Here is a 25,754-nt window from a genome sequence, read left to right as displayed (position 1 = left end):
CCGTCGATGATGCCTGTGGGAAGGACATCCCGTCATGAAGTCTTCGAAGCGACGTCGAACGACCGTTGCGCTCCTGGCCACGGTCGCTCTGGTCCTGCCCGCTCCGGCGGTCGCCGCGCCCTTGGCCGACGCACCCGGCGCACCGGGCACCGGGGCGGCCTGGACGACCGGGGGCAAGGAGGGTTTCGGCACGTCCGCCGATGCCCGGTCGAAGGTGTGGTTCACCCTCGGCCAGGGCGTCAGCCACGAGATCTACTACCCGACCGTGGACGTCGCCAATGTCCAGGATCTGCAGTACGTCGTCTCCGACGGCGCCGGGTTCACCCAGCTCGAACGCGATCACACCACCAAACAGCTGGTGCTGACCGATCCGCGCTCGCTGAGCTACCGGCAGATCAACACCGCGACCGACGGCCGTTACCGGATCACCAAGACCCACACCGCCGACCCGGCCCGCTCCACCGTGCTGATCCAGACCCGGTTCGAGGTGCTCAGTGGCGGACCGTTGCAGCTGTACGTGTTGTACAACCCTTCGCTGAACAACAGCGGAATGGGGGACACCGGCGCCACCTCCGGTGGACAGCTCGTCGCTTCGGACGGCCCGGTGTCCAGTGCCTTGGCCGCCTCCACCGGCTTCGCCAAGGCGACCAGCGGCTACAGCGGCACCGCCAGTGACGGTTACGTCGATCTGAGCGGTGATCACGTTCTCGGCACGCAGTACGACACCGCCTCCACGCCGGGGAATCTGGTTCAGCTGGGGCAGATCCCGGTCGGCACCGACACCACCTTCACCCTCGCCCTCGGGTTCGGCGGCGACCGCGGCGCCGCGTCGGCGAACGCTTCCGCCTCGCTCTCCGGTGGCTTCGCGGCGGCCGACAGCGCGTACCGGTCCGGCTGGAACGGCTACCTGTCGTCGCTGGCCGCGGTGCCCCGCTCGATCACCGAGGCGGGGCTGACCACGCAGTACAACGTGGCGCTGATGACCCTCAAGGCCCACGAGGACAAGACCTACGCCGGGGCGAACGTCGCTTCGCTGACCAATCCGTGGGGTGAGGCGAAGGACGCGAACGGCACCGGGGACTGCGGCTACCACGCCGTCTGGTCCCGCGATCTCTACCAGGTGTCGACAGCGCAGATCGCGGCAGGCGACTCGGCGGCGGCCAACCGCTCCGTCGACTACCTGTTCACCGTCCAGCAGCGTCCCGACGGTTCGTTCCCCCAGAACACCCGGCTCGACGGCACGAATTGCTGGACCAGTCTGCAGATGGACGAGGTCGCCTTCCCGATCGTGCTCGCCTGGCAGCTGGGGCGGTTCGACGCGGGGATGTGGGCGAAGGTGAAGAAGTCGGCGGACTTCCTGGTCGCGCGCGGCCCGTCGACCCCGCAGGAACGCTGGGAGGAGAACGGTGGCTACTCGCCCTCCACGATCGCCGCGGAGATCGCCGGGCTGATCTGCGCCGCCGACATCGCCGAGCGCAACGGGGACACGGCCGCCGCCGCGGGCTATCGCGGCGTCGCCGACCGATGGCAGGCGCAGGTCAGCGCCTGGACTTTCACCACCTCTGGACCGCTCGGCGACGGCCGGTACTTCCACCGCATCGACGGCAACGGCAATCCCGACGACGGGCAGAACGTCTTCCTGCAGAACGGCGGGGGGAATCACGACGAACGCGCGATCATCGACGCCGGTTTCCTGGACCTCGTGCGCCTCGGCGTGAAGCCGGCGGCCGATCCGGACGTCGCGGCCTCGCTGCCGGAGGTGGATTCGACGCTCAAGGTGAACACCCCGAACGGGCCGATGTGGTACCGCTACAACCACGACGGCTACGGCGAACCCGCTTCCGGCGGCCCGTACACCGGCGCCGGGATCGGCCGGTTGTGGCCGCTGCTCACCGGCGAACGCGGGGAGTACGAACTGGCCAACGGCAGGCAGGCGACCACGCATCTGGCCACCATGGCGGCCTCCGCGAACCCGGGTCACCTGATTCCGGAACAGGTCTGGGATCGGCCGGACGCTCATGGCTTCAAGTTCGGCGAAGGCACCGGCGCGGCGACCCCGCTCGCCTGGTCGATGGCGCAGTTCGTCCGGCTGGCGCATTCGATCGACGCGGGCGCGCCGGTCGAGACGCCGTCGGTGGTCAAACAGCGCTATGCCAACGGATGCGCCGGTGTCTCGGCGAACTTCTCGGTGAACGCCACCACCACCTGGGGGCAGAACATCTTCCTCGTCGGCGACCGTGCCGAACTCGGCGCGTGGAACCCGGCGAACGCCGTCCCGATGTCTTCGGCGAACTATCCACAATGGACGACGTCGGTCGCCCTGCCGCGAGGAACCGCGTTCCAGTACAAGTACATCCGCAAGGAGGGAAACACGGTCACCTGGGAATCGGGTGCCAATCGCACAGCTACCGCTTCGGGTGGCTGCACCATGGCGCTGAACGACACCTGGCGGCCCTGACCCGCGCGAGCGGTCAAGAACGCAGGTGATGTGGAGGGAAGCCGCCGGGAGCCGGCGGCTTCCCTCCGGTCAGTCCTGGACCCGGGCAGACAGAATGCGATCGGCGCCGATGGCGACACCGGCGATCATGCAGGGCTCGGTCCCGTGGTTACGCCAGGCGTGCCGCGTGCCGTTCTGGACGACCACGTCGCCCTCCCGCAGAAGCCGCTGTTCCCCGTCGTCGAGTTCGAGCGTGATCTCGCCCGAGACCACCAGGACGTAGTCGATGCTGTCGGTGGTGTGCCTCCCCGCCGAGCCGGGTTCCATCGCCGCCATCGCGCCCGGCATCAGCTTCTCCAGCTCGTTCAAGGCGGCGGCCTGATCAAGGCCGGGGGAGGGAACCAGTTCGCCCGGCGCGATCGTGTTGACCATGAAGCGCGAACCGTCCGGTGGCGGGTAGTAGGCCTCAGCGGACCGCGGCGAGCCGTCGTCCGGGAACGTCGGCCGCTCATCGCGACCCCACAACCGGTACGCCGCACAGCCCGGCATCAGCTCGGACGTGATGGGCTCGACGGCGCGGTCGTCCACGACGCGAGCCCTGCCCGCGGCGTCATGTCCGGTGACCACCCCGCCGAATGCTCTGGTGCATCGGAGCCTCCTTGATACTGGACCGTATTAATACGCTTGCGTATCCATACGGCAGCGTATTCTCGCGTCGGGCGCACCGTCAATACGGTGCCGTATCCTGCGGTGCGTGATGAGTGAGGCGACCCGGCTGTCCGCCGGGGACTGGGCCAGGGCGGCGTTGAACGCGATCGCGGAAGGCGGACTGGCCGCGGTCGCGGTCGAACCGCTGGCGCGGACGCTCGGCGTGACCAAGGGGAGTTTCTACGCGCACTACCGGAACCGGGACGAGCTGATCACGGCGGCACTCTCGGAATGGGGGAGAAGCCACGGCGAAGCAGGACTCGCCCGCTTCGCCGCGATCGCGGATCCCGCGCAGCGGCTGCGCGAGCTGCTCACCGTTGTCGTGCAAGCCGTCCAGCCACTCGCGCCGTCGGTGCACCTGAGCCTGCTCGGTGACCGCAACGACCCACGGGTCAAGGAGGCGATCGGCCAGGTGAATCGAGCCCGGCTGGACCTGCTGACCCGGACCTATCGGGAACTCGGCCTGTCACCCGACCGCGCGGCATCGCGGGCGCGAGTCGCCTACGCGGCCATTCTCGGTCTCCTGCACCTGGCGCAAACCGATCCGGACGCCCCGGAACCGGCGGTACTCGCCGACGAAGCGGCCGCGATCTTCCTTGCCTCCCGGGTCTGATCGTTCGGTCTCGTCACGGTGCGCCGGGGACATGGGCCTTGTCCGAGTGACGGCGATCCGCTACCCCTGAAGACGAGGAGGGCAGAGGCCGTGCTGGAAATGGGGGTGCTGGGGTCGGTCGAGGTGGTGGCCGACGGGGTCCGGCTCGATGTCGGGCATGCGCGTCAACGTGACGTTCTGGCGGCGCTGCTACTCGACGTCGCACGGGTGGTACCGGTCGAGACGCTGGTCGACCGCGTGTGGGGGGAGCGGCCGCCCGCGCAGCCGAGGAACGCGCTGTACGGCTACGTGTCCCGGCTGCGGCGGTCGTTGGCCCCGGTGGACGGCGTGACGATCGAGCGTGACCGCGGTGGCTACGTCCTCCTCGCCGAGCCGCAGGCGGTGGACGTTCACCGCTTCGAGAGCTTGCTCGAGCGCGCGCGGACGACGGCGGAAGACGACGTCGCGCTCGCGCTGTACGAAGAGGCGTTGGCGTTGTGGCGGGGGAGGCCGCTGGGCGAGCTGGAGTCCGAATGGGCGGACGGCGTTCGCGGCGAGCTGGAGTACAAACACGAAGCGGCCGTGCTGGACCGCAATGACCGTCGGCTGCGGATCGGTGCCCACGCCGCCGTGCTGGCCGAGCCGCCATCCGACGGCGTGGCCGGTGAACGCGCGGCGGCGCAGCGGATCGAGGCGCTGTACCTCGACGGACATCCGGCCGACGCGCTGCGGGAATACGAAACGTTCCGGTCACACCTGGCGGAGGAGCTCGGTACCGACCCGGGACCCCGGTTACGCGCGCTGCACCAACGAATCCTGACCGGCGCCGGGCCGGATGGCGACCGGACGGCCCCTCGGCAGCTGCCGGCCGCGCCTCCTTCCTTCGTCGGACGCGCGGAGGAGCTGGCGGCGCTCGACCGGATGCTCGCCGCCCGGGGCGCGGTCGCGGTGATCTCCGGCGCGGGCGGTCTCGGGAAGACGTGGCTCGCGGTGCGGTGGGCGACCGACAACGTGACCCGGTTCCCCGACGGCCAGCTCTACGGTGATCTCCGGGGCTTCGACCCGGCCCACGAACCTGTGCCCGCGGTCCGCGTACTCCGCGGTTTCCTCGGCGCGCTGGGCGTTTCCGGGACGTCGATTCCGTCCGAGCCGGACGAGCTGGCGGCGCTGTACCGGAGCCTGACCGCCCAGCGACGGCTGCTCGTGCTGCTCGACAACGCCCGGGACACAGACCACGTCGTCCCGTTGCTCCCGGGCGGATCTTCCTGTTCGGTGCTCGTCACGAGCCGTCATGGGTTCGGCGGGCTGCTGACCACCCATGGCGCGAGCGCGCTGCCGCTGCGAACCCTCGACGAGCGTCAGGCGCGGGAGCTGCTCGAGCACAAGGTGGGCGCGGCGGGCCTGATCGAGGAACCCGAAGCAGGACAGGAGATCCTGCGCCAGTGTGGTGGCTTGTCCCTGGCGCTCGCGATCGCCGCCGCCCGGATCGCCGCCCAGCCGGGCAGGCGGCTGTCCTCGGTGGCCGCCGAACTGCGCGAAAGCCGGCTGGACGCGCTGGACACCGGGGAGCTGTCCGCGAGCGTGCGCGCGGTGTTCTCCGCCTCCTACCGTTCCCTCGACAGCCAGTGCGCGTCCGCGTTCCGCCTGCTCGGACTCGTGCCCGATGGTGGCATCGACCGAGCGGCCGCGGCCGCCCTCTTCTCGGACCCTCGGCCGCTGCGTGCCCTGTGTGCCGCCAATCTCCTGGAAGAGAATCCGCCGGGCCGCTTCCGGATGCACGACCTCGTCAAGCTTTACGCCGCCGAACTCCTCGCCGAGACCGACGCCCCCGCCGACCGCCTGGCCGCGTCGACCCGGCTGTTCGAGCACTACCTGAGCCGGGCATCGGCCGCCATGGACCGGCTGTCACCCCACGAGCCCTACCTCCGGCCGCGGGCAGCACGTTCGGCCGGGCCACAGCCGGACTTCGCCGACCACGAGGACGCGCGTGCGTGGCTCGACACCGAACGCGCAACCATGCTGGCGCTGGCCGACGCGGCGGACACAAGCATGGCAGGGCAGGTGATCCGGCTGTCCGCGATTCTCTGGCGATATCTGGACGTAGCGGCGCACTACCACGATGCGCTCATCCTCCACACGACCGCTCTCGCACTGACCCGTCCCGGCACGGCGGAACAGGGCTTCGCCGGTCAGGCCGTCGGCATGGCCCTGTTCCGGCTCGGCCGCTACGACGAGGCCGCCGGTCATTTGGAGCAGGCCCTGTCCATCGCCCTTGACCGGCGGGATGACCTCCTCGAAAGCATGGTCCGCAACGGTCTCGCGTCGGTGGATGACATGCGCGGCCGGCGGAAGGCCGCCCGGAAGCAGTACAAGCTCGCTCTCGCCGCCGCCCGCCGCACCGGCCATGCGCTGCTGGAAGGTATCGCGCTGTGCAACCTCGGCGAGCATTACAGCTGGTGCGGGCACCATCAGGCCGCGATCGGCTTCTTGGAGCAGAGCGGCGGAATCGCGCAGGACCTCGGTTCAGCCGGTCTCGGCGCACCGGTGCTGGCCGCGCTGGGCAGCGCCTACGCGGGCCTGGGGCAGGACGACAAGGCCACCTGGCACTTCCAGCGAGCCCTCGAGTTCGCCCGTGCCGGTGGGAACACCAACGTCGAAGTCGCCACCCTCAACGAGTTCGCCGCCACGAAAACCGGTGCCGAGGCGATCGAACTGTACGAGGACGCACACTCCCTCGCGCAGCGAATCGGTCACCTGCACGAACGCGCCAGAGCCCACCATGGCATCGGCAAAACCCACCACGCCAGTGGGAACCACGTCGAGGCAAGGCCGCATCTGGAGGCCGCCCTCGCCGCGTACACCGAGCTTCGCGCACCCGAAGCCGATGACGTGCGCGCGCTGCTCAGCGCGGCTCGACAGCCAGGCCCCACCTGCTGATTCAAGGATTTTTCAAGGTTCTCTCCCGGCTCCGCGGTGATCCTGATGCCCGGTCGCCCACCGTCCACGGGACACGGGTGGACGTGGTGGATCACCTCACTGGCAGCGAGTTCTTCTACGGGGAGCGGACATGGTCGGAATCTGGGTAGGGCTCGGCGTGCTCGTTGGGGTCATCGGCCTCGCCGTGGTCATCGATCTGCGTGATCGCGGCCGCGGCGGGACACGGAAGTTCCTGTTGCCGGGCTGGGCGTCCCGGCGCGCGGACTACACGGAGCACGACCTTGTCCACGGACGTCCGCCGATGAAGTCGCCGCGCGAGGAGACCGAGGAACACCGTCGGCACTACCGCTCGGGCGACGAGTGACGCCACGAAAGCCGGCCGCGTTCCGTACCGCGTCAGAGGGCAGGTCGTCCCGGCGTCAGGAGTAGCCGGGCGCCGATCCGGGTACTTCCTTCGTGACCGTCGGCACGAGCGGGGAACGGGGCCATGGGGGATCACTGGTGGTGGGGAGCGGTGGGTGCCGCGATGGTCGTCATCGGCGTGTCGGTGCGGCCGCGGGTGAGACGGAGGTGGCGGTCGCTCGTTCTCGAGAGTGTCACTCTGGCGGGCTGGATGCTCGTCATGGTGTTCCTGATCAGGCCCTTGGTACCGGCGAACGTTCTCGGGATCACGATCCTGGTCGTGATCGCGCTGAGCGTCCTGGCGGTTCCGCTGATCGCTCGGCGCGGAGTCGGACGAGAGGGCTCTCGGAAGCGGCCGCACCGGAAGGAAAACGTCAGTCCTTCTTCAGCGCCTCGGCGAACATCACGATGATGCCGCTGGGACCGCGGACGTAGGTGAGCTTGTAGATGTCCTCATAGGTCGCCACGCCACGAAGCGGATGGCAGCCGTGTTTCGCTGCTATCTCAAGGGCTTTGTCGATGTCGTCGACCGAGAACGCGACGCGGTGCATGCCGATCTCGTTGGGCTGGGTGGGGTCGGTCTCGATCGCCTTCGGGTGGATGTACTCGAAGAGTTCGAGGCGGCCGTTGCCGTCCGGCGTCTGGAGCATGGCGATTTTGGCGTGGTTGTCGTCAAGGCCGACGGCGGTGTCGGTCCACTCGCCACTGACCGTGTCGCGGCCGATGACCGTGAGACCGAGGTCGGTGAAAAAGGCGATCGTCGCTTCGAGGTCGCGAACGGCGATGGCGACATTCTCGAGTTTGATGGGCATGCGTCGCATGCTACCGAGCCGGACCGACAATCTCCGGATGCCGAAGTCGTGCACAGTCTTGACGCTCGTCACGGTACTGCCTAATGTCGGATCCGATCGGTTGGCCCGCGGAAGGTGACGGCAATGGCTGGCATGCGGAATGTCCTGGTGGCCGCGATGATCGTGACGGCGGCCTTGGTCGCGCCGGGCAGTGCGGCGGCGCAAACCCCGGCCACGACCCGTCATTCCGGTGTCCTGCCGAACGGCACGACGTGGATCGCCGATGTCCCGGCACCCTGGAACGGCACGATTCTGCTCTACAGCCACGGTTACGACCCGAGTCCGGCGAACCCGCCGCGAAACGCGCCGGATCCGGCCACCGCCGAGGCGCTTCTCGCGCGAGGCTACGCCTTGGCGGGTTCGTCGTACTCGCGTGCCGGATGGGCTCTCGGCACCGCGGCGCGGGACCAGCGGGACACGTTGCGCGCGGTGACCGGACTGACGGGCGCTCCACGCCACGCGATCGCGGTCGGCAGTTCGATGGGAGGACTGGTCACCGGTGAACTCGCCGAGTTCCCGGGCGGGCGACTCGACGGCGCCGTGGCCACCTGCGGTCTGATGGGCGGCGGCGTCGATCTGCTCAACTACCAGCTCGACGGCGCGCACGCCGTGGCCGGATTGCTGCTCCGCGGACAATCGCTGAAACTGGCCCGCTTCGAGAACGCCGCCGAGGCGACGGCGACCGCGCAGCGGATGGTCGACGCGCTGGATCAGGCCCAGACCACGGCGGAAGGCCGGGCGCGGGTCGCCCTGATCACCTCGCTCTTCCTCGAACCCGGATGGGTCCCAGGACAGCCGAACCCGTCGCCGGACGATCGGCAGGCGCGGCAGGCGGGCCAATATCGCAATCTCCGCTCCATCCTGCCCTTCATCCTGCCCGCGCGGTACGACATCGAGCAGACCGCCGGCGGGAATCCCTCGTGGAACACCGGAGTGGACTATCGGGGGCTGCTCGCGGAGTCCGGCAGGCTCGGTTTCGTGTCGGATCTCTACCGGCAGGCGGGCGCCGACCTGAACGGTGACCTCGCCATGCTGACCCGCACCGCCGATGTGACGGCGGATCAGGCGGCTTCGCGCTGGATGGCCTCGACTTCAGTCCTGAATGGACGGTTGGCGATCCCCGTGCTCACGATGCACACCACCGACGACAATCTCGTCCCGGTCGAACACGAGGACGAGTACGCCGAAGACGTCCGTATGGCGGGTGCCGGCGGGCTGCTGCGCCAGTCCTACACCGCCCATCCGGGACACTGCACCTTCACCACCGCCGAACTGGTGGCCGCGGTGGAGACCATCCATCATCGAGTGGACACCGGGAACTGGGGTACCTCGACGCAACCCGCGCGGATGCAGGCGCTCGCGGAGTCTCTCGGACTCGGCTCCGCCGCCTTCCTCGAGTTTCGCCCACAGGGGTTCACCGGAGACCGCCGGCCACGGCGGTAACCGGTCTGGCCTCGGGGTTCGGCCTACATCATCGATGTGGCCGTCAGAGCACGGTCTCGATCAGCGCGACAGCGTCCCGGCACAGCTGGGCCGACTTCGCGTCGTGGAGTTTTTCGTGCACCGGGATGCTTTCGCGGGCGTCATCGGCGGCGAACCGCCATTGCGCCCGCGTCAACCGGATGGCGATGACCTGGTCCAGCGGCGGCCAGTTTTCCTCCACCCAAGGAACTTGGTCCCAGCCCGCCTTCCTGATGCTCTCTCCGACGCGGACAGCGTCCTCGTCACCGTCTTCGGCGACGAGCGACACGACGTTGTCGATCCCGGCGTCGATGCCCGCCCAAACCCCGGCAGGCATTCGCAGTGTGATCGGCTCGTCCGGAAGGTGTTCCATAGGGACATCCTGCATCTCGGTCTCAGGACTGTTCAAGATCGGCCGCCACACCGGGCTCTCGGTCAGCGTCCCTCTCGTCGCAGGGTCTGGTAGGGCGGGCAGGCGTAGACGGCGCGGTAATAGGCCGCGAAGCGACCGGGGTGGAAGAAGCCCCAGCGGGCGGCGATCTCGGTGACGGTGACGCCGACGGGACTGGCGGCCAGCAGTTCCCGATGCGCTTGGTGGAGGCGTGCTTGGCGGAGGTATCCCATGGGCGTGGTGTCGCGGTGGCGCCGGAAGGCGTATTGCAGGGCGCGGAGGGAGACGTGCGCGGCGGCGGCGATGTCGGCGGCGTTGATGTCGTGGTGGGCGTTGTCGTCGATGAACGCCATCGCCCGCCGCAGGGTGGCCGAGTGCGCGTCGTGGCGGTCTTCGATGGTGGGCTCGAACAGTGCCGTGTTCGGGAAGGTGTGCAGGACCGTCGCCGCCAGCATCCGCCCGGCCGCACCGGCCACGAGGGGTTCGGCCATGATGTGGGGCCGGTCGCGCAGACTGGCTTCGAGGTAGTCGATGGTCGCGGCCAGCTGCCGGGCGGCGGCCCGGGTACCGGGACGGAGATCGGTGAACAGCAGCGGGGCGGGGCGGCGGGTTTCGGCGGTGGCGGCGACCTGGCCCAGTACCGGGAACGGGACGGAGATGCCCTGGAGGCCGCCTTGGGGTGTCCGCAGCCAGTACGGAGTGCCGACCTCACTCCTGGAGAGGAGGAACATCTCACCGGGACCGAAGCGGTGCTCGGCGCCCTCGGACCGGTATTCGAAGGCCGCGGTGCGGTGGCGGCTGATCATCAACGTCGGCAAGGACTCCACGGAGTAGGTCATGTCGATGGTCTGCACGGTGTCGATGGCGAACGTGTCCACCGCCAGCCGGGTGTGGCGGAGCAGATGACCGTCCTTGGGGCTGCCCAGCCGGATACTGCTGCCGTAGGCGCCGCTGATGTACTCACCCCAGCGCTCGTGATCGCGGGTCTCGAACAGCACGGGCTGGGACGGGGCGGCCATCTCATGTCTCCTAGGCACAGAAGAACGTCGGCGATCCGGGGCCCGGCCGCCACCAGTACGGCGAGCAGCCTCCTCCTGTCGGAGGGGAAACGCGGCGGCTCTCGGGAACGGCCACGCGGATGGAGCATATTTCGACGAAGTTCCACCGGACAGGCTGATCGACAGAGTGCCTGTGCGGCCGTTCAGTCGATGAGGTCGACGACCACGACGACGGTGTCGTCAGCGGGCCAGGTCGAGGTGTCCGGCGGGGAGTTGTGCAGGGTGGACCAGTACGGGTGGTGGGGTGGGACGACGATCGTGCGCCGGCCACCGGGTCGCATCCCGGCGAGGCCATCACCGGCGCGGTGACCCCGCAAGATCTGGGGTGCGGTCTGTAAGTTCCAGGTGGACCAGACCAGTTTGCCGGACCAGGACAGCGCTTCGGTTCTGATGTTGAGCTGGAGCTGGTCGTCATCGTGTTCAGGAACCGGGTTGCCGCGTTTGCCCGTGGTGATGTCGTTGACAGCAAGCGAGGCGGGCGGCGCGCAGTCGCGAGGAATGGTGATGCTGGGCCGTTGACCGGCCGATCCGGAGATCTCGATCCGGTCGATGGGGCAGGGAGGCTGGACGGTCGGTGGTGTCGAGGACTTCGTGGCCGATGCGGGTGGTGTCGTGGGGTCAGGTGCGGCGGTCCGCTGGTCATCGCCTCTGGGCCACAAGACCGCGACCGCGACGACCACTACCGCGATGGCGGTGATCGTGGCGATCCTGAGCACGGGTGCCCGACGCCGACGTCGGCGTTCAACGACATGGCCGTCACGAGCGTGCTCGAGGAGAGGGCGCACGGACTCGGCGTCCAGCCGGTTCTTCGCTGGGGCGAGCAGGCCGGTGATGACATCGGCGAGAGGCCCTCGGGTGCGGTCGAGGACGGGTTTCTCGGTGAGAACGGCGGCCATGGTGGCTTCGAGGTTCGCTCGCTGGAACGCCTGCCGTCCTTCCGCCGCGTAGAACAGGGTGGCGCCGAGCGCCCACAGGTCGGATGCGGACGTGGCGTCATCGCCGTTGAGGCGTTCGGGTGCCATGTAGGCGGGCGAGCCGATCAGCAGACCGGTGCCGGTCAGCCGGGTGTCATCCGCCGAGTGGGCGATGCCGAAATCGGTCAGCTTCGCCGAGTCCGAGGTAAGCACCACGTTGGCGGGCTTGACGTCCCGGTGGACGATCCCGGCGGCGTGGGCGGCGGTCAATGCCGAGAGCAGGTCAAGCCCGATCCGGGCGACGCGGTGCGTGGGCAGCGGACCGACCTGTTCGACGTGTTCGGCGAGATCGGTGCCGTCCAACAGTTCCATCACGACGTGCGAGACGCCGTCGTGATGGAAAACGTCGTACACGGTGACGATGTTGGGGTGGCTGAGCTGGCCCGCGAGTCGTGCTTCGCGGATGAAGCGCAGGGACGCGACGTGACCACCATCGAGCGTGTGGAGCTGTTTGATCGCGACCTGACGTTCCAGGACCTGGTCGTGGGCGAGCCACACGACCCCCATCGCGCCGCGGCCGAGCTCCCGGACCAAGACGTACCGGTCCTGGAGCACTTCGTTCGTCATCCCGCGCCCTTCTGCCGCCGAACTCGTCGCGCAGCTTAGGGGGAGCGGCACTCGTGTGGGTTCCCTCGTGCCCGGGGAAATCCGGGACCTGCCGTAGCGCCGGCGAACGCGCGCCACGCGGTCCGGACATCGGATATCGCGGCAGGATCCCACTGATGGCGGGAACCTCCCCCGAGGCCGGAGGTGGTTCCCGCCGCTGCCGTGCGTCCGGTCAGTACCAGACGTAGAGCAGGTAGGTGCCGGTCGACTTCCTCGGGCACCGGAACGCCTGCCAGCGGCCCTCGCCCAACCCCCGGTCTCCGGTGGTGAGGCAGGCGTCCGCGGTCCGGTACTCGTTGAAGTAGTGCCAAGTCCCCGCCGCTACGACCGGCGCGTCACCGGTGTTCGCGGCGCTGGTGTCGGCGCTCGCCGTGCCCGCGCCGAGTGCCAGGCCGATCGCCGCCGTCGCCGCCACCAGCCCGGCTGCGACTCGCTTGCCCGTCATGGTTTCTCCGATCCGTCGTGGTCCGTTATGGAACCGTCCTCACCTCGCGGGTCAGGACGTTTTCCGAGGCGATTCTTGAATGCGCTCGTTCGAAAGCCGAGCGTCGTGATGGTCGGCCGAAGTTTTTCGCCGGTCCGGATCCCTGGGCAATACAAACCCGCTGTCCCGGACTGTCCGGATTTGTACTGCCTGGTCAGCGGCCCTGTCCGGCACGTTGTCCGGGCGCCCGGACAACGCCTTGCCTCACTCGACTCCGAGCTGTACTTCTGATCGAGTGGAAAGAGAACACCTCCAGCCGGCTGCCGTAGGTAATGCCGCCGAGTTCGTGACGGCGATGCGAGCGCTGAAAGTCCGATCAGGGCTCACGCTCCGGCAGCTGGAGGATCGGGCCGCGGCGAATGGCGACGTCTTGGCCCGCAGCACGGTCGCCGACGTCCTGCGAAGACAAACCCTGCCCCGCCCGGAGTTGGTGGTGGCGTTCGTCCGCGCCTGCGGCGAGCGGCACCGGTTGCCGGAGTGGATACAGGCATACGACCGCCTCATCATCGGAACCACCGCCACGGATCCCATTCCCGCCCCGGCTGCCGCGGGAGACACGACCTCGCCGGATCCCGACTCCACGCACGCGGCTATCCGCCCGCCCGAGCGCAAAGCATTACGAGCCCGAAACGGGGCCCGTCTCCTGATCATCGGTGCCGCTCTGACCTTGGTATGCGCCGTCGTGGTCAGTGTCCTGCTGGTCGCCACCCCGCACTGAGACCCCGGCGTCCGCACCTGCTGGACGGGGTCCGCTCGCAGCGGTGCGCCCCCGCCCTGAACCCGACGGCCCGAGCCGCTTCTCGAGGAGGTATCGATAGGGCCGTTCGCCGTAACGGCCGGTCGGGAGCGGACGACAACCCAGGCACGAAGAGCCGTTCGGTGAGTGCGACCGCGGTGGAGGACACTGATGCTTACGGACGATCTGAGCGGGGTGGCCGGCACCGGCGGAGGCATGCCGATGGGCATGACGCGCGTGCCCGGCCGCTCGGTGCTCGAGGGTGCGTTCGCGTTGCTGGAGGTGCTCGCCGCGGCCGACGCCGGTGCGGGTCTTGGCCTCACAGAGGCGGCTCAGCGGGCTGGCCTGCCCAAGTCGACGGCCCACCGGCTGCTCGAGCAGATGTGCGGGATCGGCGCGGTCGAGCGGCTGTTCCGCGGTTACGTCGTCGGGCCCCTGGCGGGCAGGCTGGTCCAGGGGCGTGGGCGGTTGCACGCGAGGATCCGCGCCGCGGTGGGGAGACCGGCGATCCGGCTGGCGAAACTGACCAGGGCCGACGTCGTGGTCTGCGTGCTGGCGGGGTCCGAGGTCGTGGTCGTCGCGGCGGTCTCGGGGCATTCCGCGAGAGTGCCCGCGGTCTCGCCGGGCACGATGCTGCCGTCCTCGGCCGCGGTGGCCGGGGTGCTCCTCGGCGGCGCCGCCCGTGGTGCGGCCGCGCCGATCCGGTGCCCGGAAGGCCGGGCCGTGGCCGCGATCGGTTTGCTGACCACCCCGGCGAGTGATCTCCAGCTGATGCGGCAGCTGGTCGACGCCGCCGCGCTGGAAGCCGGTCACGAGTTGGCCGAATCCGTGCACTGATGGCCGGGAAGTCACCAGTCCGCTGAGTGGACCGACCTCTTCACGTGGATTTCACAACTGGTCAGCCTTCTCCGAGTGAACGGCGCGTCGTCGCGCGCCCGTGTACGGGGAGGTGCCCGATGGGCTCACGTGCCGGCTCCAGGTGGCTCGCGCTGACGACGGCGTTCGTCGTCTCGCTCGGGATGGGCGTGGTGGTCACCCCGCCACCGGCGCGCGCGGCGAGCCCGGGTGTCGGCACGCTGGTCAACGCGTTGGCCGGGCCGTCGAACAGCTTCGCGACCTGGAGCAAGGGGCTCGGCGCGATCGGGCAGCTGGCCAAGGCCTTGCCCGCCGTGCAGACCAGCCCCGGCGCCGCGCTCGGGTTCGACACCCTGGCCCAGGAGGCGTTCAACGCGGGCACCAAGAAGCTGTCCGCCGCGGTCGACGACGCCGACCTGGACATCGACCAGCCGATCACGCTGTCGGCCGACCGGGCGGGGACGCTCAAGACCACCCTGAGCACCGTCGGGGAGGACAAGAAACTCGACCTCACCCTGACCGTGTCCCGCGTACTGCAGAACCAGGCGCTGAACATCCCGGTCCCACTCGGCGAGGGCAGCAACGCCCCGCAGTCCGCGTTCTCCTCCACCGGCGGAGTGCGGCTCACCGTCGGCACCACGGTGAAGCTGACCCTGATCTGGGACAAGGCGCACGACAAGGCCTACATCCTCAACGACGGTACGACGCCGTCGCTGACCGTCGACGCTTCGGCGGACTTCCCCGACGCGAACGCCATCAAGGCCGTCAACGCGGCCATCGGTGTCCTCGGGGTGAAACTCGTCGAGACGGACACCTCGCTGGATCTCAAGGCGCATTTCGCCGCCACGATCAACGACCCGGACAACGATGGGCGGCTGGCGTTCCTCAACAACGACGGCACCGCGGGGGAGCTGGCCCAGAACGGTTCGCTTGCCGGTCTCGTCAGCTTCGGCTTCGCCAGCCCGGCGGGGTCGCTGAACGGTTCCCTGCACCTCGCGGCGGCGCCGGCCGCCTCCTTCTCGCTGGCGCTGCCCGCGGTCGACGCCAAGATCGGCATCGGCTGGCCGGACATCGCCACCGGATCCCCGCAGATCACGCCGGAGGGCATCGGCACCGTCGGCCCGTTCCTCAACATGACCCCGCGTGACCTGGCCACCGGCCTCGCGCAACTGGCGACGACGCTGACCTCGATGCAGCGCGCGAAGTGGGGCGACGCGGCGAACCCGATCGGCAACCTCGACCTGCCGTTCCTCAAGGGCACCCTCGCCGACGCGATCCAGCTCAACGAGTCGATCAAGAAGTTCCTGCAGGACAACACGAAGACCGCGGCGGACCCGACACAGGCGGGCGAACCGCTGTTCGCGTCGCTGCAGCAGATGCTCGACAAACTCAACACCGCGGCGAACCTGCCCGGCGGCGGCAAGATCGGCATCTCCGACGTCCACCTCCCGCCGGGCTCGACCAAGCTCGACTTCAAGATCACGTTGTCCCGCAAGGCACCGGCGACGGCCGTGGACCTCAACGCGGCCGCGGCGGCGGCGTCCGGACCGGCGGGCGCCCCGGCCAAGACGAGCTACACGCAGACCACCCTCAAGGACGAGAACCAGACCTGGAAGCCGGGGGAGTTCGCGGGACGGCGCGTCGTCGCCGGCGCGGCGGGAGCGACCGTCGAGAACAACGACGGGAACACGCTCTTCCTGCAGGCACCCGGCTGGACGCCGGTGATCCCGGCCGCCAACGCGCCGTACACGATCTCCGGGATGCAGGGCGACGTCGGCGTCGTCCAGCTCGGCAACGACCTGAAGACCGGCGGCCGCGGTGTCGGCGAGGCCAACGCCGTCAACGCCACCGCGAAGGTCAAGCCCAGTTACGACGCCGCGGTCACGCTCGTGCTCGACCTGCGGAACCCCACCGTGCACAACCCGCCGATCGAACAGAAGAACCCCGACGGAAGCACGACCTTGGTCGGCGCGACACCGACCGGACCGGACCGGGTGCTGCTGCGCACCTCGGGGGCTCCCTCGCTGTTCACCGCCGACTTCCCGATGGACGCGGGCATCGACCTCTTCGCCAACGCCGGATTCCTCCAGGTGCAGATGAAGGGCGCGGCACACGTCTGCCATCCGAACGCGGGCGCGGACTGCGCCGGCACACCGGGCGCGGACGACCACATGGTGCAGGTGAAACTCAAGGACCTGGGCGACCTGACCTTCGGCGCTGTCGTCGACAAACTGCTGCACGATCCGGGAGCGCTGCTCGACTTCCAGGTGCGGGTCCGCGGGGCGGGTGGTGTCGACGCCAGCGCGCCGGGTACGGGTGATTTCCTGAAGGGTGCCACCGCGCACGCGGGATTCACCTGGAACGACCTGACCAAGCCGACCGGTCCCGACGGGCCGCAGTTCAGCACGAGCGACCTGTCCGAACTGGCGAACTTCGACTTCGATCCGGCCAACCCGAAGGCGCTCTTCTCGATCATCCTCAAGACATTGCAGACCCTCAACGCGTCGCTCGGCGACGCCTCGCCGTCGGGGGCCGCGGTGTTCGGCACGAAGATCCCCCTCGTCGGCCGTTCGCTGAAGGACCTTTTGCGGGCCGACCAATCCGGCTCCGGCCCGACCGTGAGCTACGGCCCGAATTCCGTGAAGGACATCGCGCGCTCCGTCGAGAAGGGCAACGCGTTCCCGCCCTCGCTCGTCGGCCGCACGGTCGTCGCCGGCACCCAGGTGGGCGTCGTCGGCAGCGTCACGCCGGACACGCTCGTGCTGGCCGGGCCCTGGGCCAGCCAGCCGTCACCGGCCACGTCCTATGTGGTCCGGTCCGAATTGGACGACGTGATCTCGATGCTGGAGGCGGCGCCGTCCGACAACCTGCAGCGCCTCGTCCAGACCATCAACACGCGGTTCAAGGACAGCGTCCCGGTCACCTTCGAATACGCCGAGCCCGGCGGGACGCCGTCGCTGATCATCCGGCTGGACTGGAAACGCGCCTATCACACCAGTACGCCGGTGCAGTTCGACTTCAGCCTGCCGACCGGCGGTCAGCGGGTCGCCGGGGTGCAGGGCGACGGCTCGGTCTCGCTCGGCGTCGGCGGTCAGGTCAAGATGGGCCTGGTCGTCCCGCTGCAGCCCGGTGCGGGCCCGGCCGACGCGAACGCGCTGCGGGTGCTCGACGATTCGAAGATCGGCGTGAAACTCGACGCCACGGTGGAGAACGCCACCATCGCGACCACCTTGGGCCCGTTGAGCGTTTCACTCGGCGACCCGAAGTCGGCGGACAAGGCGACCGCGAAGGCGTCCTACTCGATCGACCTCGCCAAGGGCGGTGGCACCGGCGCGCCGGTCAGCTTCACCGACTTCCTCGGCGCCGTCGGACCGACGATCAACGCCGGCAGCACCGCGGTCGGCTGCGGTCTCGACGGCGGTACGCCGCTGGCTTTGTGTGCCAAGTTGCCGCTGTACATCAGCGAGGACGGCGGCGCGACCTACAGCAAGGTGATCACCGACGCCGCCAAGTCGAACAACTTCGCCTTGCGGCTGCCCAAATCGACCGCTGTCGACGACTACTTCAACCTGGGCGGGGCGCCGATCGACGGGCATCCGCGGCTGGAGACACCGGATCCGGCCTTGCTGGCGGAAGCGCTCGCGGCCAAGCTGATCGACTTCGGCAGGCTCGACGGCCTCGACAGCTACCTCAACCTCGTGGAGCAGGCCCTCAACACCGCCAGCTTCGGTGGCAAGCTGCCGTTGCTCGGTGACGACCTCCAGCAGGGCGCGGACTTCATCGGGAAACTGCGCACGGCGATCCACACCGCGCTGGACCAGCTGCCCGCGAACGGTCATTTCACCGACATGGCCGCGGTGCGCGGCTGGGTCAACGACCAGCTCGGCGGCAAGCTCGCCGGAGCGGGCCTCAATCCGGACACCGTCACCGTGGACACCCTCTGCAAGACGCCGCTGGGCACCGTCGGCGCGCCGACGGTCAAGCTGCACGAAGGCGCCACGGCGGCGGACAAGACCTACCGCTACGTCGTCGCGTCCTATGTGACCGTCAACGGTGAGAAGAAACAGGCCAAGGCGAGCGATCCCGGCCAGATCACCACCGGCCCGGCCGCACTGTCCACAACGGACTCGCTCGACATCGCCTGGGAGCCGGTCACCAACGCGGCCGGGTACCTGGTGTTCCGCGAGGAGGGCGGCGCCTTCAAGCTGATCGCGGACGTCACCGACGCCAAGCTCACCGACGTCGGTACCGCTTCGATCGGCGGGGCACCGGAGAACCCGCCCGAGAACCCGCGGCCGCACGATTGCTCGTACAACGACCTCGACGCGGTCACGATCAGTCTGAACGTCAGCCAGGGCGACTTCAGTGGCGACCTGCTGAACTGCGCCGGGCTGCCGTCCGGCCACGAATGCCTCAAGAAGACCGTGCCACTGGACCTGGGCATCCCCGGCTTCTCGCTGAAGGCGGACGGCGGCGCGGGCCCGGAGGTCCAGCTCGGCTGGCGGCTGCACCTGGCCATGGGCATCAGCCGCAGTGAGGGATTCTTCGTCGACACCAAGGATTCCGCGCAACCCGAGTTCGCGGTCGGACTGAACGTCACGCTGCCGAAGAAGATCGACGCGCAGCTCGCGTTCATCAACATCACCGCGGAGAACTGCACGAAGCAGAAGAGCCAGGACGACTGCAACCACGCGGCGGCCCCGGCGAACGAAGCGGGAGTCCTGCCGCTGTTCGGTGGCGCGTTCAAGATCGACCTGGTGGCGCCGGACGATCCGACCAACGGCAGGCTGCATCTGACCGATCTGCAGAACGCCGGACTGGACCGGCTCGCCGACGTCAAACTGCACGCGAGCGCGGACATCAACTGGCTGCTCAAGGCACGGCCGGGGGAGGACGCCGGCTTCCCGGGCATCCAGGCCGACTTCCGGCTGCACTGGGCGTGGAACAACGTCAAACCGGGGACCAACAGCGCCGACGGCGGCAACTCCCCGCTGACGCTGGCCTTCGACAAGGTGGCCATCGACAGCGGCGAGATCTTCGGCAAGATCCTCGGCCCGATCGTGAACAAGATCAAGCAGGTGACCGGACCGCTCGACCCGGTGATCAAGACGCTGTACGCGCCGATCCCGGTCCTCTCGGACCTGTCCCATCTGGCAGGCGGCGGAGACGTCACGATCGTATCCATCGGCAAGGCCTTCAGCACGATCGCCGGTGGCCCGGACCTGAAGTTCGTCGACACCATCGCGGGGGTCGTCAACTTCATCAACCACTTCCCGACCTGCACGACCTCGTGTCTCATCCCGCTCGGCTCGTTCGAACTCGGTGGCCAGAAGGCGCTCGACACCACGGTCACGCCGGACAACACCGAGAGCCTGATCAGCGTGAAGAAGGACGCCGGTGGCGGCAACGCCTTCACCCCGATCCTCGGCGCGATCAACGGCAAGAACCAGAACAACGACCCGGAGTCGGCCAATCCGATGACCACCAAGGCCGCGACGGCCGGGTTCAGTTTCCCCGTGTTCGAGAAGCCCGCGTCCTTGTTCAACGTCCTGCTCGGCGGTGACGTGGACCTGGTCAAGTTCGACTCCGGACCGCTGCGCCTCGGCTTCGACTGGCGTCAGCAGTTCGGGCCCGTGTACGCGCCGCCCCCGGTGGTGATCACGTTGCACGGTTCCGCGTCGGTGACACTGCGCATCGTCGCGGGCTTCGACACCTTCGGTATCCGCAAGGCGTTCGAAGCGGCTCGCGCGGGCGAACTCGACCTCGCGACCGTGGGGCAGGCCTTCCTGCAGAGCCTGTTCTTCTACACCACGGAAAACGGCAAACCGATCCCGGTGGTGTCGTTCACCGGTGAACTCGCAGCCGGGGCGGCGGTCACGGCCGTGGTCATCACCGTCGGCATCGAAGGCGGCGTCGGGCTCACGGTCTCGTTCCTGTGGAACGATCCCAACCACGACGGGAAGTTCCGGATAACGGAGTTCCTGCAAACGGCACTGAACAATCCGATATGCCTGTTCACCGTTTCAGGACGCCTTTATGTCTTCCTCAAGCTCTACGTGACTGTCGGGTTCGGCCCGTTCTCGGTGTCGTTCAGCTTCACGATCGTCGACGTCACACTGCTCGACTTCACCGCGACACCGAACTGCACGCCACCACCGCCGAAACTCGGCGGGCTCAGCGGTGACGGGAAGACACTCGTGGTGTACGCGGCCGCGCTCGGCCACACCGCCCAGCGCGGTGGTGGCGCCGGCGACCCGTACGAATCGAACAAGCAGGAGAAGGACACCGTCAAGATCACGTCGCTGCACGACTACGCGAACCCGGCGAACCCGGCGTTCACCGGCGTGGCCGTGGACATGCTCGGGATCCGGCGTGAGTTCCGGAACGCGAACATCGAGCGCGTGGTCGTGGACGGCCGCGGCTACGCCAAGCCGATGAGCGTGACGTTCATCGGGGACGCCAAGCTCGACACCGCGAAGGACGGCCCACCGCCGCCGACAGCGCAGTTCGACCGCGACGCGATCGTGTTCGGCGGCGACAAGAACGACCAGATCAAGACCGGTATCGGCAACTCGTGGGTCGATGGCGGCAAGGGTGACGACACCATCGTCACCGGCGACCGCACCGTGCTCGCCGCGGACAGGAAGAGCTATGTCCAAAATGGAGCGAAGGCGCGCGTCGCTGGAGGCCCGGGCGTCGACAGCATCACCGTCGGCAACGGCGAGGACGTCGTCGCGGGCGACTCGAGTCTCGGCGCGCCTCCGGTGACTTCGGTCGGGTTGAAGGAACTGAAGAACGACGGCCGCGACGGTGGCGACCCGATCGCGGACGGCGCCGGCGGTCCGACCGTCTCCGTGCCGAACTGGGCGATCCTGCCCGATCCGGCGGGCGGGACCGGGACCGGCGACGGAGCCGACACGATCAAGGTCGGCCTCGCCAAGTCGACCGCGTTCGGCAACGGCGGCGACGACACCCTCGGTGTCGCGGCCGACGATCCGCTGAAGGACGTGCCGACCCTTCCGCAGGCGCTCTTCGTCTCACCGGGCGCGATCCTCATCGGCGGTGACGGCAGCGACCGGTTCGCCGGCGGCACCGGGCCGGACGAGATCTACACCGCGGGCAAGGTCGATCCCGGCATCGACGGCTACGGCTCGGACGACGCCAACACCACGGGCGGCCCGGCTGGCGGGCCGATCAACACCGTCGACACCGGCTCCGGTGACGACAAGGTGTTCGGCGGCAAGGGACAGGACCGGGTCACCGGCCACTCGACGAAGACGCAGAAGGACGACTTCCGCGGTGGCGGCGGCAACGACATCCTGTTCGGCGGGTACGGGGCGGACACCCTCTACGGCGGACCGGACGACGACTACGTCATCGCCGAGCCGTCCACTTTGGACTTCCCGGATCCGGCGAAGACCGACGACTACGGGCCGCTCTACTTCGTCACGCACACCCCGCTGCCGCAGGGGGTGAGCCCGTCGCACAAGACGCTGGTCGGCGGCCTCGGCCGGGACCACATCATCGGCGGTGACGGTGGCGCGGACGTGTACGGCGACAAGCAGACGACACCGTGCAAGGCCGGTGCGCCGCTCCCGTCGACCCCGGTCGACGAGACGGTGAACGACGTGCTCGACGGCAACGACCGCGTGCTCGGCGGCGCCGGTGTCGAGAACGTGCGGGCAGGCGGCGGTGACGACAATGTCGACGCCGAGGCGAACGAAGACCTCGTGTGCGGTGAGAAGGGCAAGGACATCCTGCACGGCGGCCGTGACGCGGACCAGGTCTGGGGCGGCTCGGACGACGACTCCGTCTACGGCGACACCGGCGCGGACACCTTGTACGGCAACGACGGCGTCGACACGATGTTCGGTGGCGACGACCCCGACACCATCGAGGGCAACAACGGCAAGGATTGGATCTCCGGTGGCCTGTCCGGTGACGTGGTCGTCGGCGGCACCCGGGCGGCCGGGCAGCCCGACGACGCCGACAAACTGTTCGGCGACGGCGGCACCGACACGATCATCGGCGACAACGGCGATCCGGCGGCGCCCGGGGGACCGGTGTTCGACCTGGCCAGTAGCGCGGACGCCACGCTGGGCGGCGACGACACCATCAGCGGCGGCATGGACACCGACGCGCTCTACGGCGGGCTGGAGAACGACACCGTCTCCGGCGGGAAGGATCCGGACCGTATCGAAGGAAACCCCGGTGCCGACACGCTGAACGGCGAGACCGAGGCCGACGACATCATCGGCGGCAGCCACCAGACGCCCGGCGACCCCGCGGTGAAGAACGCGGCCGGCTACCCGGACGCGGGCGACACGATCTCCGGCGGCGACGCCGACGACGTGATCACCGGTGACAACGCCACGATCACCGTCACGGGTGGTGCCGACACCGGCGATCCGGTCACCCGGGGCCGCGGGCTGTCGGCGGGCAGGCACGTGGTGCTGTTCGACCTCGGCTTCACCGCGAACGCGGCGAACTCCGGCGGTGACACCATTTCCGGTGGCAACGCCACGGACGTCGTCTACGCGCAGGCCGGAACGGACACCGTGCACGGTGACGCCGGTGACGACTACGTCGAGGGTGACCAGGACGCCGACAAACTGTTCGGCGACTCCGGGCAGGACGATCTCCTCGGTGGTTCGTCCGCCGTGGAGATGGGCGGCGGCCAGGGCACCGTCGGTCAGCTCGACACCGGGGACACCATCTCCGGTGGCGAGGACGCGGACGTGATCACCGGTGACAACGCGCTGGTGACCAGGGACGCGGGCATTCCGAAGAGCCCGATCACCCAGGGCCGGTTCGACACGGACCTGCCCGGCGCGGTCCCGATGACGCACCGCAGCATCCAGCTGTACGACCTCGGTGACACGCCGGTGCCGAACACCTCCGGCGGCGACGACATCACCGGTGACAACGGCTGCGACGCGATCCTCGGCCAGTCCGGCAACGACCGGATCAAGGGCGGCAACGACGGCGACCACGCCGAAGGCGGCCCCGGCCGGGACTGGATCGAAGGCAACACCGGCGACGACGACCTCGTCGGTGGCAGCTCGACGATCCACGGCGGCGACACCGCGCTGACCACGCAAGGTCAGCCGGACACCGCGGACGTGGTCTTCGGTGGCACGGGCGACGACGTGGTACTCGGCGACAACGCGATCACCGACCGGATCGCCCCGCCGTCGCCGTACCTGCTCCGTGTGGGCAGCAACGGGACGTTCGAGACGCAACGTTCCCTGCGATTGCTGGATCTCTCGTGGAGCAACGGATTCCTCGGCGCGCCGAGCCGTGCCGTGGCGGGCGGGGACCAGCTCTCCGGCGGTGGCGGTGTCGACGTGATGTTCGGCCAGGACGGCGACGACCAGATGTCCGGCGGCGCGCACGACGACTACGCAGAGGGCAACGGCGGGCACGACACGATGTTCGGCGACCGCACCCTCGCGGAGGCCGGGATCGCGATCAGCCCACCCGCGCCGGCGTGGCCGGGGGCGGCGTCGGACGACCTCGGCGACGTCTCCGCCCCGAACGGTCAGGACGATCTGATCGGCGGCAGCTCGCTGGCGGTCTTCCGCGACACGGCCGACGACGTGCACGGTGACGGTGCCGCCGACTTCATCCTCGGTGACAACGGCACCGCGATGCGGGACATCGTGGACCAGACCGGCAAGCCGGTGGCGCTCGGCGACGACCTCACCAAGGTCTCGCTGCCGCTGACGAACCGGATCTACGCGAAGCGTTACGACCCGCAGAACCTCCCGCAGGGTGCGGCGTTCGTGCGCCACGGCGTCAATGGTGCCCCGACTCGCTTCTGCACCACCACACAGGCCACCTGCGAGGCGCTCGGCGCCTCCGGCGGCGACAACCTGTGGGGTGACGCGGGGGAGGACACCCAGTACGGACAGGACGGCGACGACCTGATGTACGGCGACACCGGCACGACGACGGCTCCGGGTGACGGCGCCGACGACATGTACGGCGAGCTGGGCGGAGACCGGATGTGGGGCACCGGCGGCGAAGACGCCATGGTCGGTGACCGCGGCGGCGTCGTGGACGTGTTCCAGAACGGGTCGAACAAGTTCGTGATCGACAATCCCCAGGTGCCCGCGATCCACTACGAGGGCTTCCTGGCCGGCTCGGTCACCCGGCAGGCCGACCTGCAGCACGACGTCAACGGCGACACCTTCGCCGCACCCGGCAACGCTCCGGCGATGCCGCACCGCGGCGACCTCGAAGGCGGCGACGACCGCATCCGCGGCGGCGACGACCACGACTCGATCCACGGCGGCTTCGGCGACGATCTGGCCAACGGGGATTCGGGCGGGGACATCGTCTTCGGTGACGACGGCGCGGACGTGCTGTGGGGCGGCAAGGGCGGTAGCGACCCGGCCAACCCGAACGACCGGGGTGTCAACGACTCGCTCGTGGACCACCTCGACGGCGGCAAGGGTGCGACGTCCGGCCCGTCGGTCGACCCGAACACCGGCGCGCTGGGTTCGGACATCCTCGACTGGCGGCCGCGGGGCGCCTACGGCCCGCCGGGGCAGGCCACCTGCACCGCGAACCCGTGGCCGCAGACGTTCGGCAACGGCAAGAACGCGGTCACGGTCGACCCGTGCTCGTGGTTCGAGATGACGAACCTCGACAACGCCGACGTCGCGGACAACCAGCACCACCAGGGCATCGACTGGATCTACGGCGGCTGGGACCGCGACGTGCTGCAGGCCGACGTCGCCGACAACGGCCCGAACCTCGGGGACCGGCTGCTCGACTGGGGCGGTGCGTACAACCTCTACACGCACTGCAACGCGGCCTACGGCGGCTACAACGACGTCCGGCAGCACAGCCCGACGCATCAGGATTTCCTGCAGCGGTGGGCGTACTCGCTGGGCGCCGGTCAGGTCGCCGGGGACGTGACCACGGCGGGCACGTCGGCCTACGACGAACTCGCCCTGGTCTATCAACCGGATATGAACGATCACGGCACGGGGCCGGCGTTCCCGACCACCCCGGGTCACTTCGACAACCCCAACGCGTGCGCGCCATGAGGACGGTCGCTCTTCCGATCCGGGACGGTACCGGCAACGCGCTGTTCGGCTTCCGTGCCACGACGGAAGAGGAATCGGCGTACCCGGCTGGCCGAGTTCGACCTCGTGAATCCGGAGCGGAGGGAACTCCTTGCCATCTATACGGTTCGGCTCCATGTGGTGCCCCGGCTGACGGTGAACGACGAAGCGCTGGACTTCCGATGGT

Annotated in this window: 14 protein-coding genes; 8 read left to right on the top strand and 6 right to left on the bottom strand. The window is 69.0% G+C overall.

The window, feature by feature from the left end; translation table 11 throughout:
• The first annotated feature begins 34 nt into the window (after positions 1 to 34).
• Positions 35 to 2,458, top strand: a complete 2,424-nt coding sequence (locus tag L324_RS09045; protein WP_037305630.1) for a glucan 1,4-alpha-glucosidase — start codon at positions 35 to 37, stop codon at positions 2,456 to 2,458.
• A 69-nt stretch (positions 2,459 to 2,527) separates the two neighbouring features.
• On the opposite strand, the gene L324_RS09040 is transcribed toward L324_RS09045, so the two are convergent.
• Complete coding sequence (locus L324_RS09040) at positions 2,528 to 3,064, bottom strand: cupin domain-containing protein (protein WP_037305629.1); 537 nt, start codon at positions 3,062 to 3,064, stop codon at positions 2,528 to 2,530.
• Between the two features lie 130 nt (positions 3,065 to 3,194).
• Here L324_RS09040 and L324_RS09035 point away from each other — a divergent pair, with 130 nt between their 5' ends.
• The 3 genes from L324_RS09035 (at position 3,195) to L324_RS09025 (ending at position 7,038) form a co-directional block, all read left to right on the top strand.
• Positions 3,195 to 3,758 (top strand): TetR/AcrR family transcriptional regulator, encoded by a 564-nt coding sequence (locus tag L324_RS09035; protein ID WP_235783469.1) that lies wholly within the window; start codon positions 3,195 to 3,197, stop codon positions 3,756 to 3,758.
• Positions 3,759 to 3,857: 99 nt separating this feature from the next.
• Positions 3,858 to 6,674: an AfsR/SARP family transcriptional regulator gene (locus tag L324_RS09030; RefSeq protein WP_235783468.1), complete on the top strand. Its 2,817-nt coding sequence runs from the start codon at positions 3,858 to 3,860 to the stop codon at positions 6,672 to 6,674.
• A gap of 130 nt (positions 6,675 to 6,804) precedes the next feature.
• On the top strand, positions 6,805 to 7,038 hold the full coding sequence (locus tag L324_RS09025) for a hypothetical protein (RefSeq protein ID WP_037305624.1): 234 nt from the start codon (positions 6,805 to 6,807) through the stop codon (positions 7,036 to 7,038).
• A gap of 412 nt (positions 7,039 to 7,450) precedes the next feature.
• Here the strand turns inward: L324_RS09025 and L324_RS09020 are convergent, their stop codons facing one another.
• Complete coding sequence (locus L324_RS09020) at positions 7,451 to 7,888, bottom strand: VOC family protein (protein WP_037305622.1); 438 nt, start codon at positions 7,886 to 7,888, stop codon at positions 7,451 to 7,453.
• Positions 7,889 to 8,011: 123 nt separating this feature from the next.
• Between L324_RS09020 and L324_RS09015 the strand changes: the two genes are divergently transcribed.
• Positions 8,012 to 9,370: a lipase family protein gene (locus tag L324_RS09015; RefSeq protein WP_037305619.1), complete on the top strand. Its 1,359-nt coding sequence runs from the start codon at positions 8,012 to 8,014 to the stop codon at positions 9,368 to 9,370.
• Positions 9,371 to 9,413: 43 nt separating this feature from the next.
• Here the strand turns inward: L324_RS09015 and L324_RS09010 are convergent, their stop codons facing one another.
• The 4 genes from L324_RS09010 to L324_RS08995 all read right to left on the bottom strand — a co-directional run bounded on the left by L324_RS09010 (position 9,414) and on the right by L324_RS08995 (position 12,862).
• Positions 9,414 to 9,761, bottom strand: coding sequence for a hypothetical protein (locus tag L324_RS09010; protein WP_037305617.1), 348 nt, complete (start codon positions 9,759 to 9,761; stop codon positions 9,414 to 9,416).
• Positions 9,762 to 9,823: 62 nt separating this feature from the next.
• Positions 9,824 to 10,798 (bottom strand): helix-turn-helix domain-containing protein, encoded by a 975-nt coding sequence (locus tag L324_RS09005; protein WP_037305616.1) that lies wholly within the window; start codon positions 10,796 to 10,798, stop codon positions 9,824 to 9,826.
• Positions 10,799 to 10,980: 182 nt separating this feature from the next.
• The gene (locus tag L324_RS40850) at positions 10,981 to 12,378 is read right to left on the bottom strand and encodes a serine/threonine-protein kinase (protein WP_051173779.1); all 1,398 of its coding nucleotides are present in this window, start codon (positions 12,376 to 12,378) and stop codon (positions 10,981 to 10,983) included.
• Positions 12,379 to 12,589: 211 nt separating this feature from the next.
• Complete coding sequence (locus L324_RS08995; protein ID WP_037305614.1) at positions 12,590 to 12,862, bottom strand: hypothetical protein; 273 nt, start codon at positions 12,860 to 12,862, stop codon at positions 12,590 to 12,592.
• A gap of 334 nt (positions 12,863 to 13,196) precedes the next feature.
• Between L324_RS08995 and L324_RS43245 the strand changes: the two genes are divergently transcribed.
• The 3 genes from L324_RS43245 (at position 13,197) to L324_RS08980 (ending at position 25,549) form a co-directional block, all read left to right on the top strand.
• On the top strand, positions 13,197 to 13,619 hold the full coding sequence (locus L324_RS43245; protein WP_175583833.1) for a hypothetical protein: 423 nt from the start codon (positions 13,197 to 13,199) through the stop codon (positions 13,617 to 13,619).
• Positions 13,620 to 13,808: 189 nt separating this feature from the next.
• Positions 13,809 to 14,474 (top strand): helix-turn-helix domain-containing protein, encoded by a 666-nt coding sequence (locus tag L324_RS40845; protein WP_051173777.1) that lies wholly within the window; start codon positions 13,809 to 13,811, stop codon positions 14,472 to 14,474.
• 119 nt (positions 14,475 to 14,593) lie between these two features.
• Positions 14,594 to 25,549 carry a calcium-binding protein gene (locus L324_RS08980; protein ID WP_037305613.1) on the top strand — a complete coding sequence of 3,652 codons (10,956 nt, stop codon included), beginning with the start codon at positions 14,594 to 14,596 and terminating at the stop codon, positions 25,547 to 25,549.
• Positions 25,550 to 25,754 lie beyond the last annotated feature (205 nt).

This window comes from Amycolatopsis orientalis DSM 40040 = KCTC 9412, from assembly GCF_000478275.1.
Lineage (GTDB): Bacteria > Actinomycetota > Actinomycetes > Mycobacteriales > Pseudonocardiaceae > Amycolatopsis > Amycolatopsis orientalis.
This window is presented reverse-complemented; position numbering and strand designations above follow the sequence as displayed.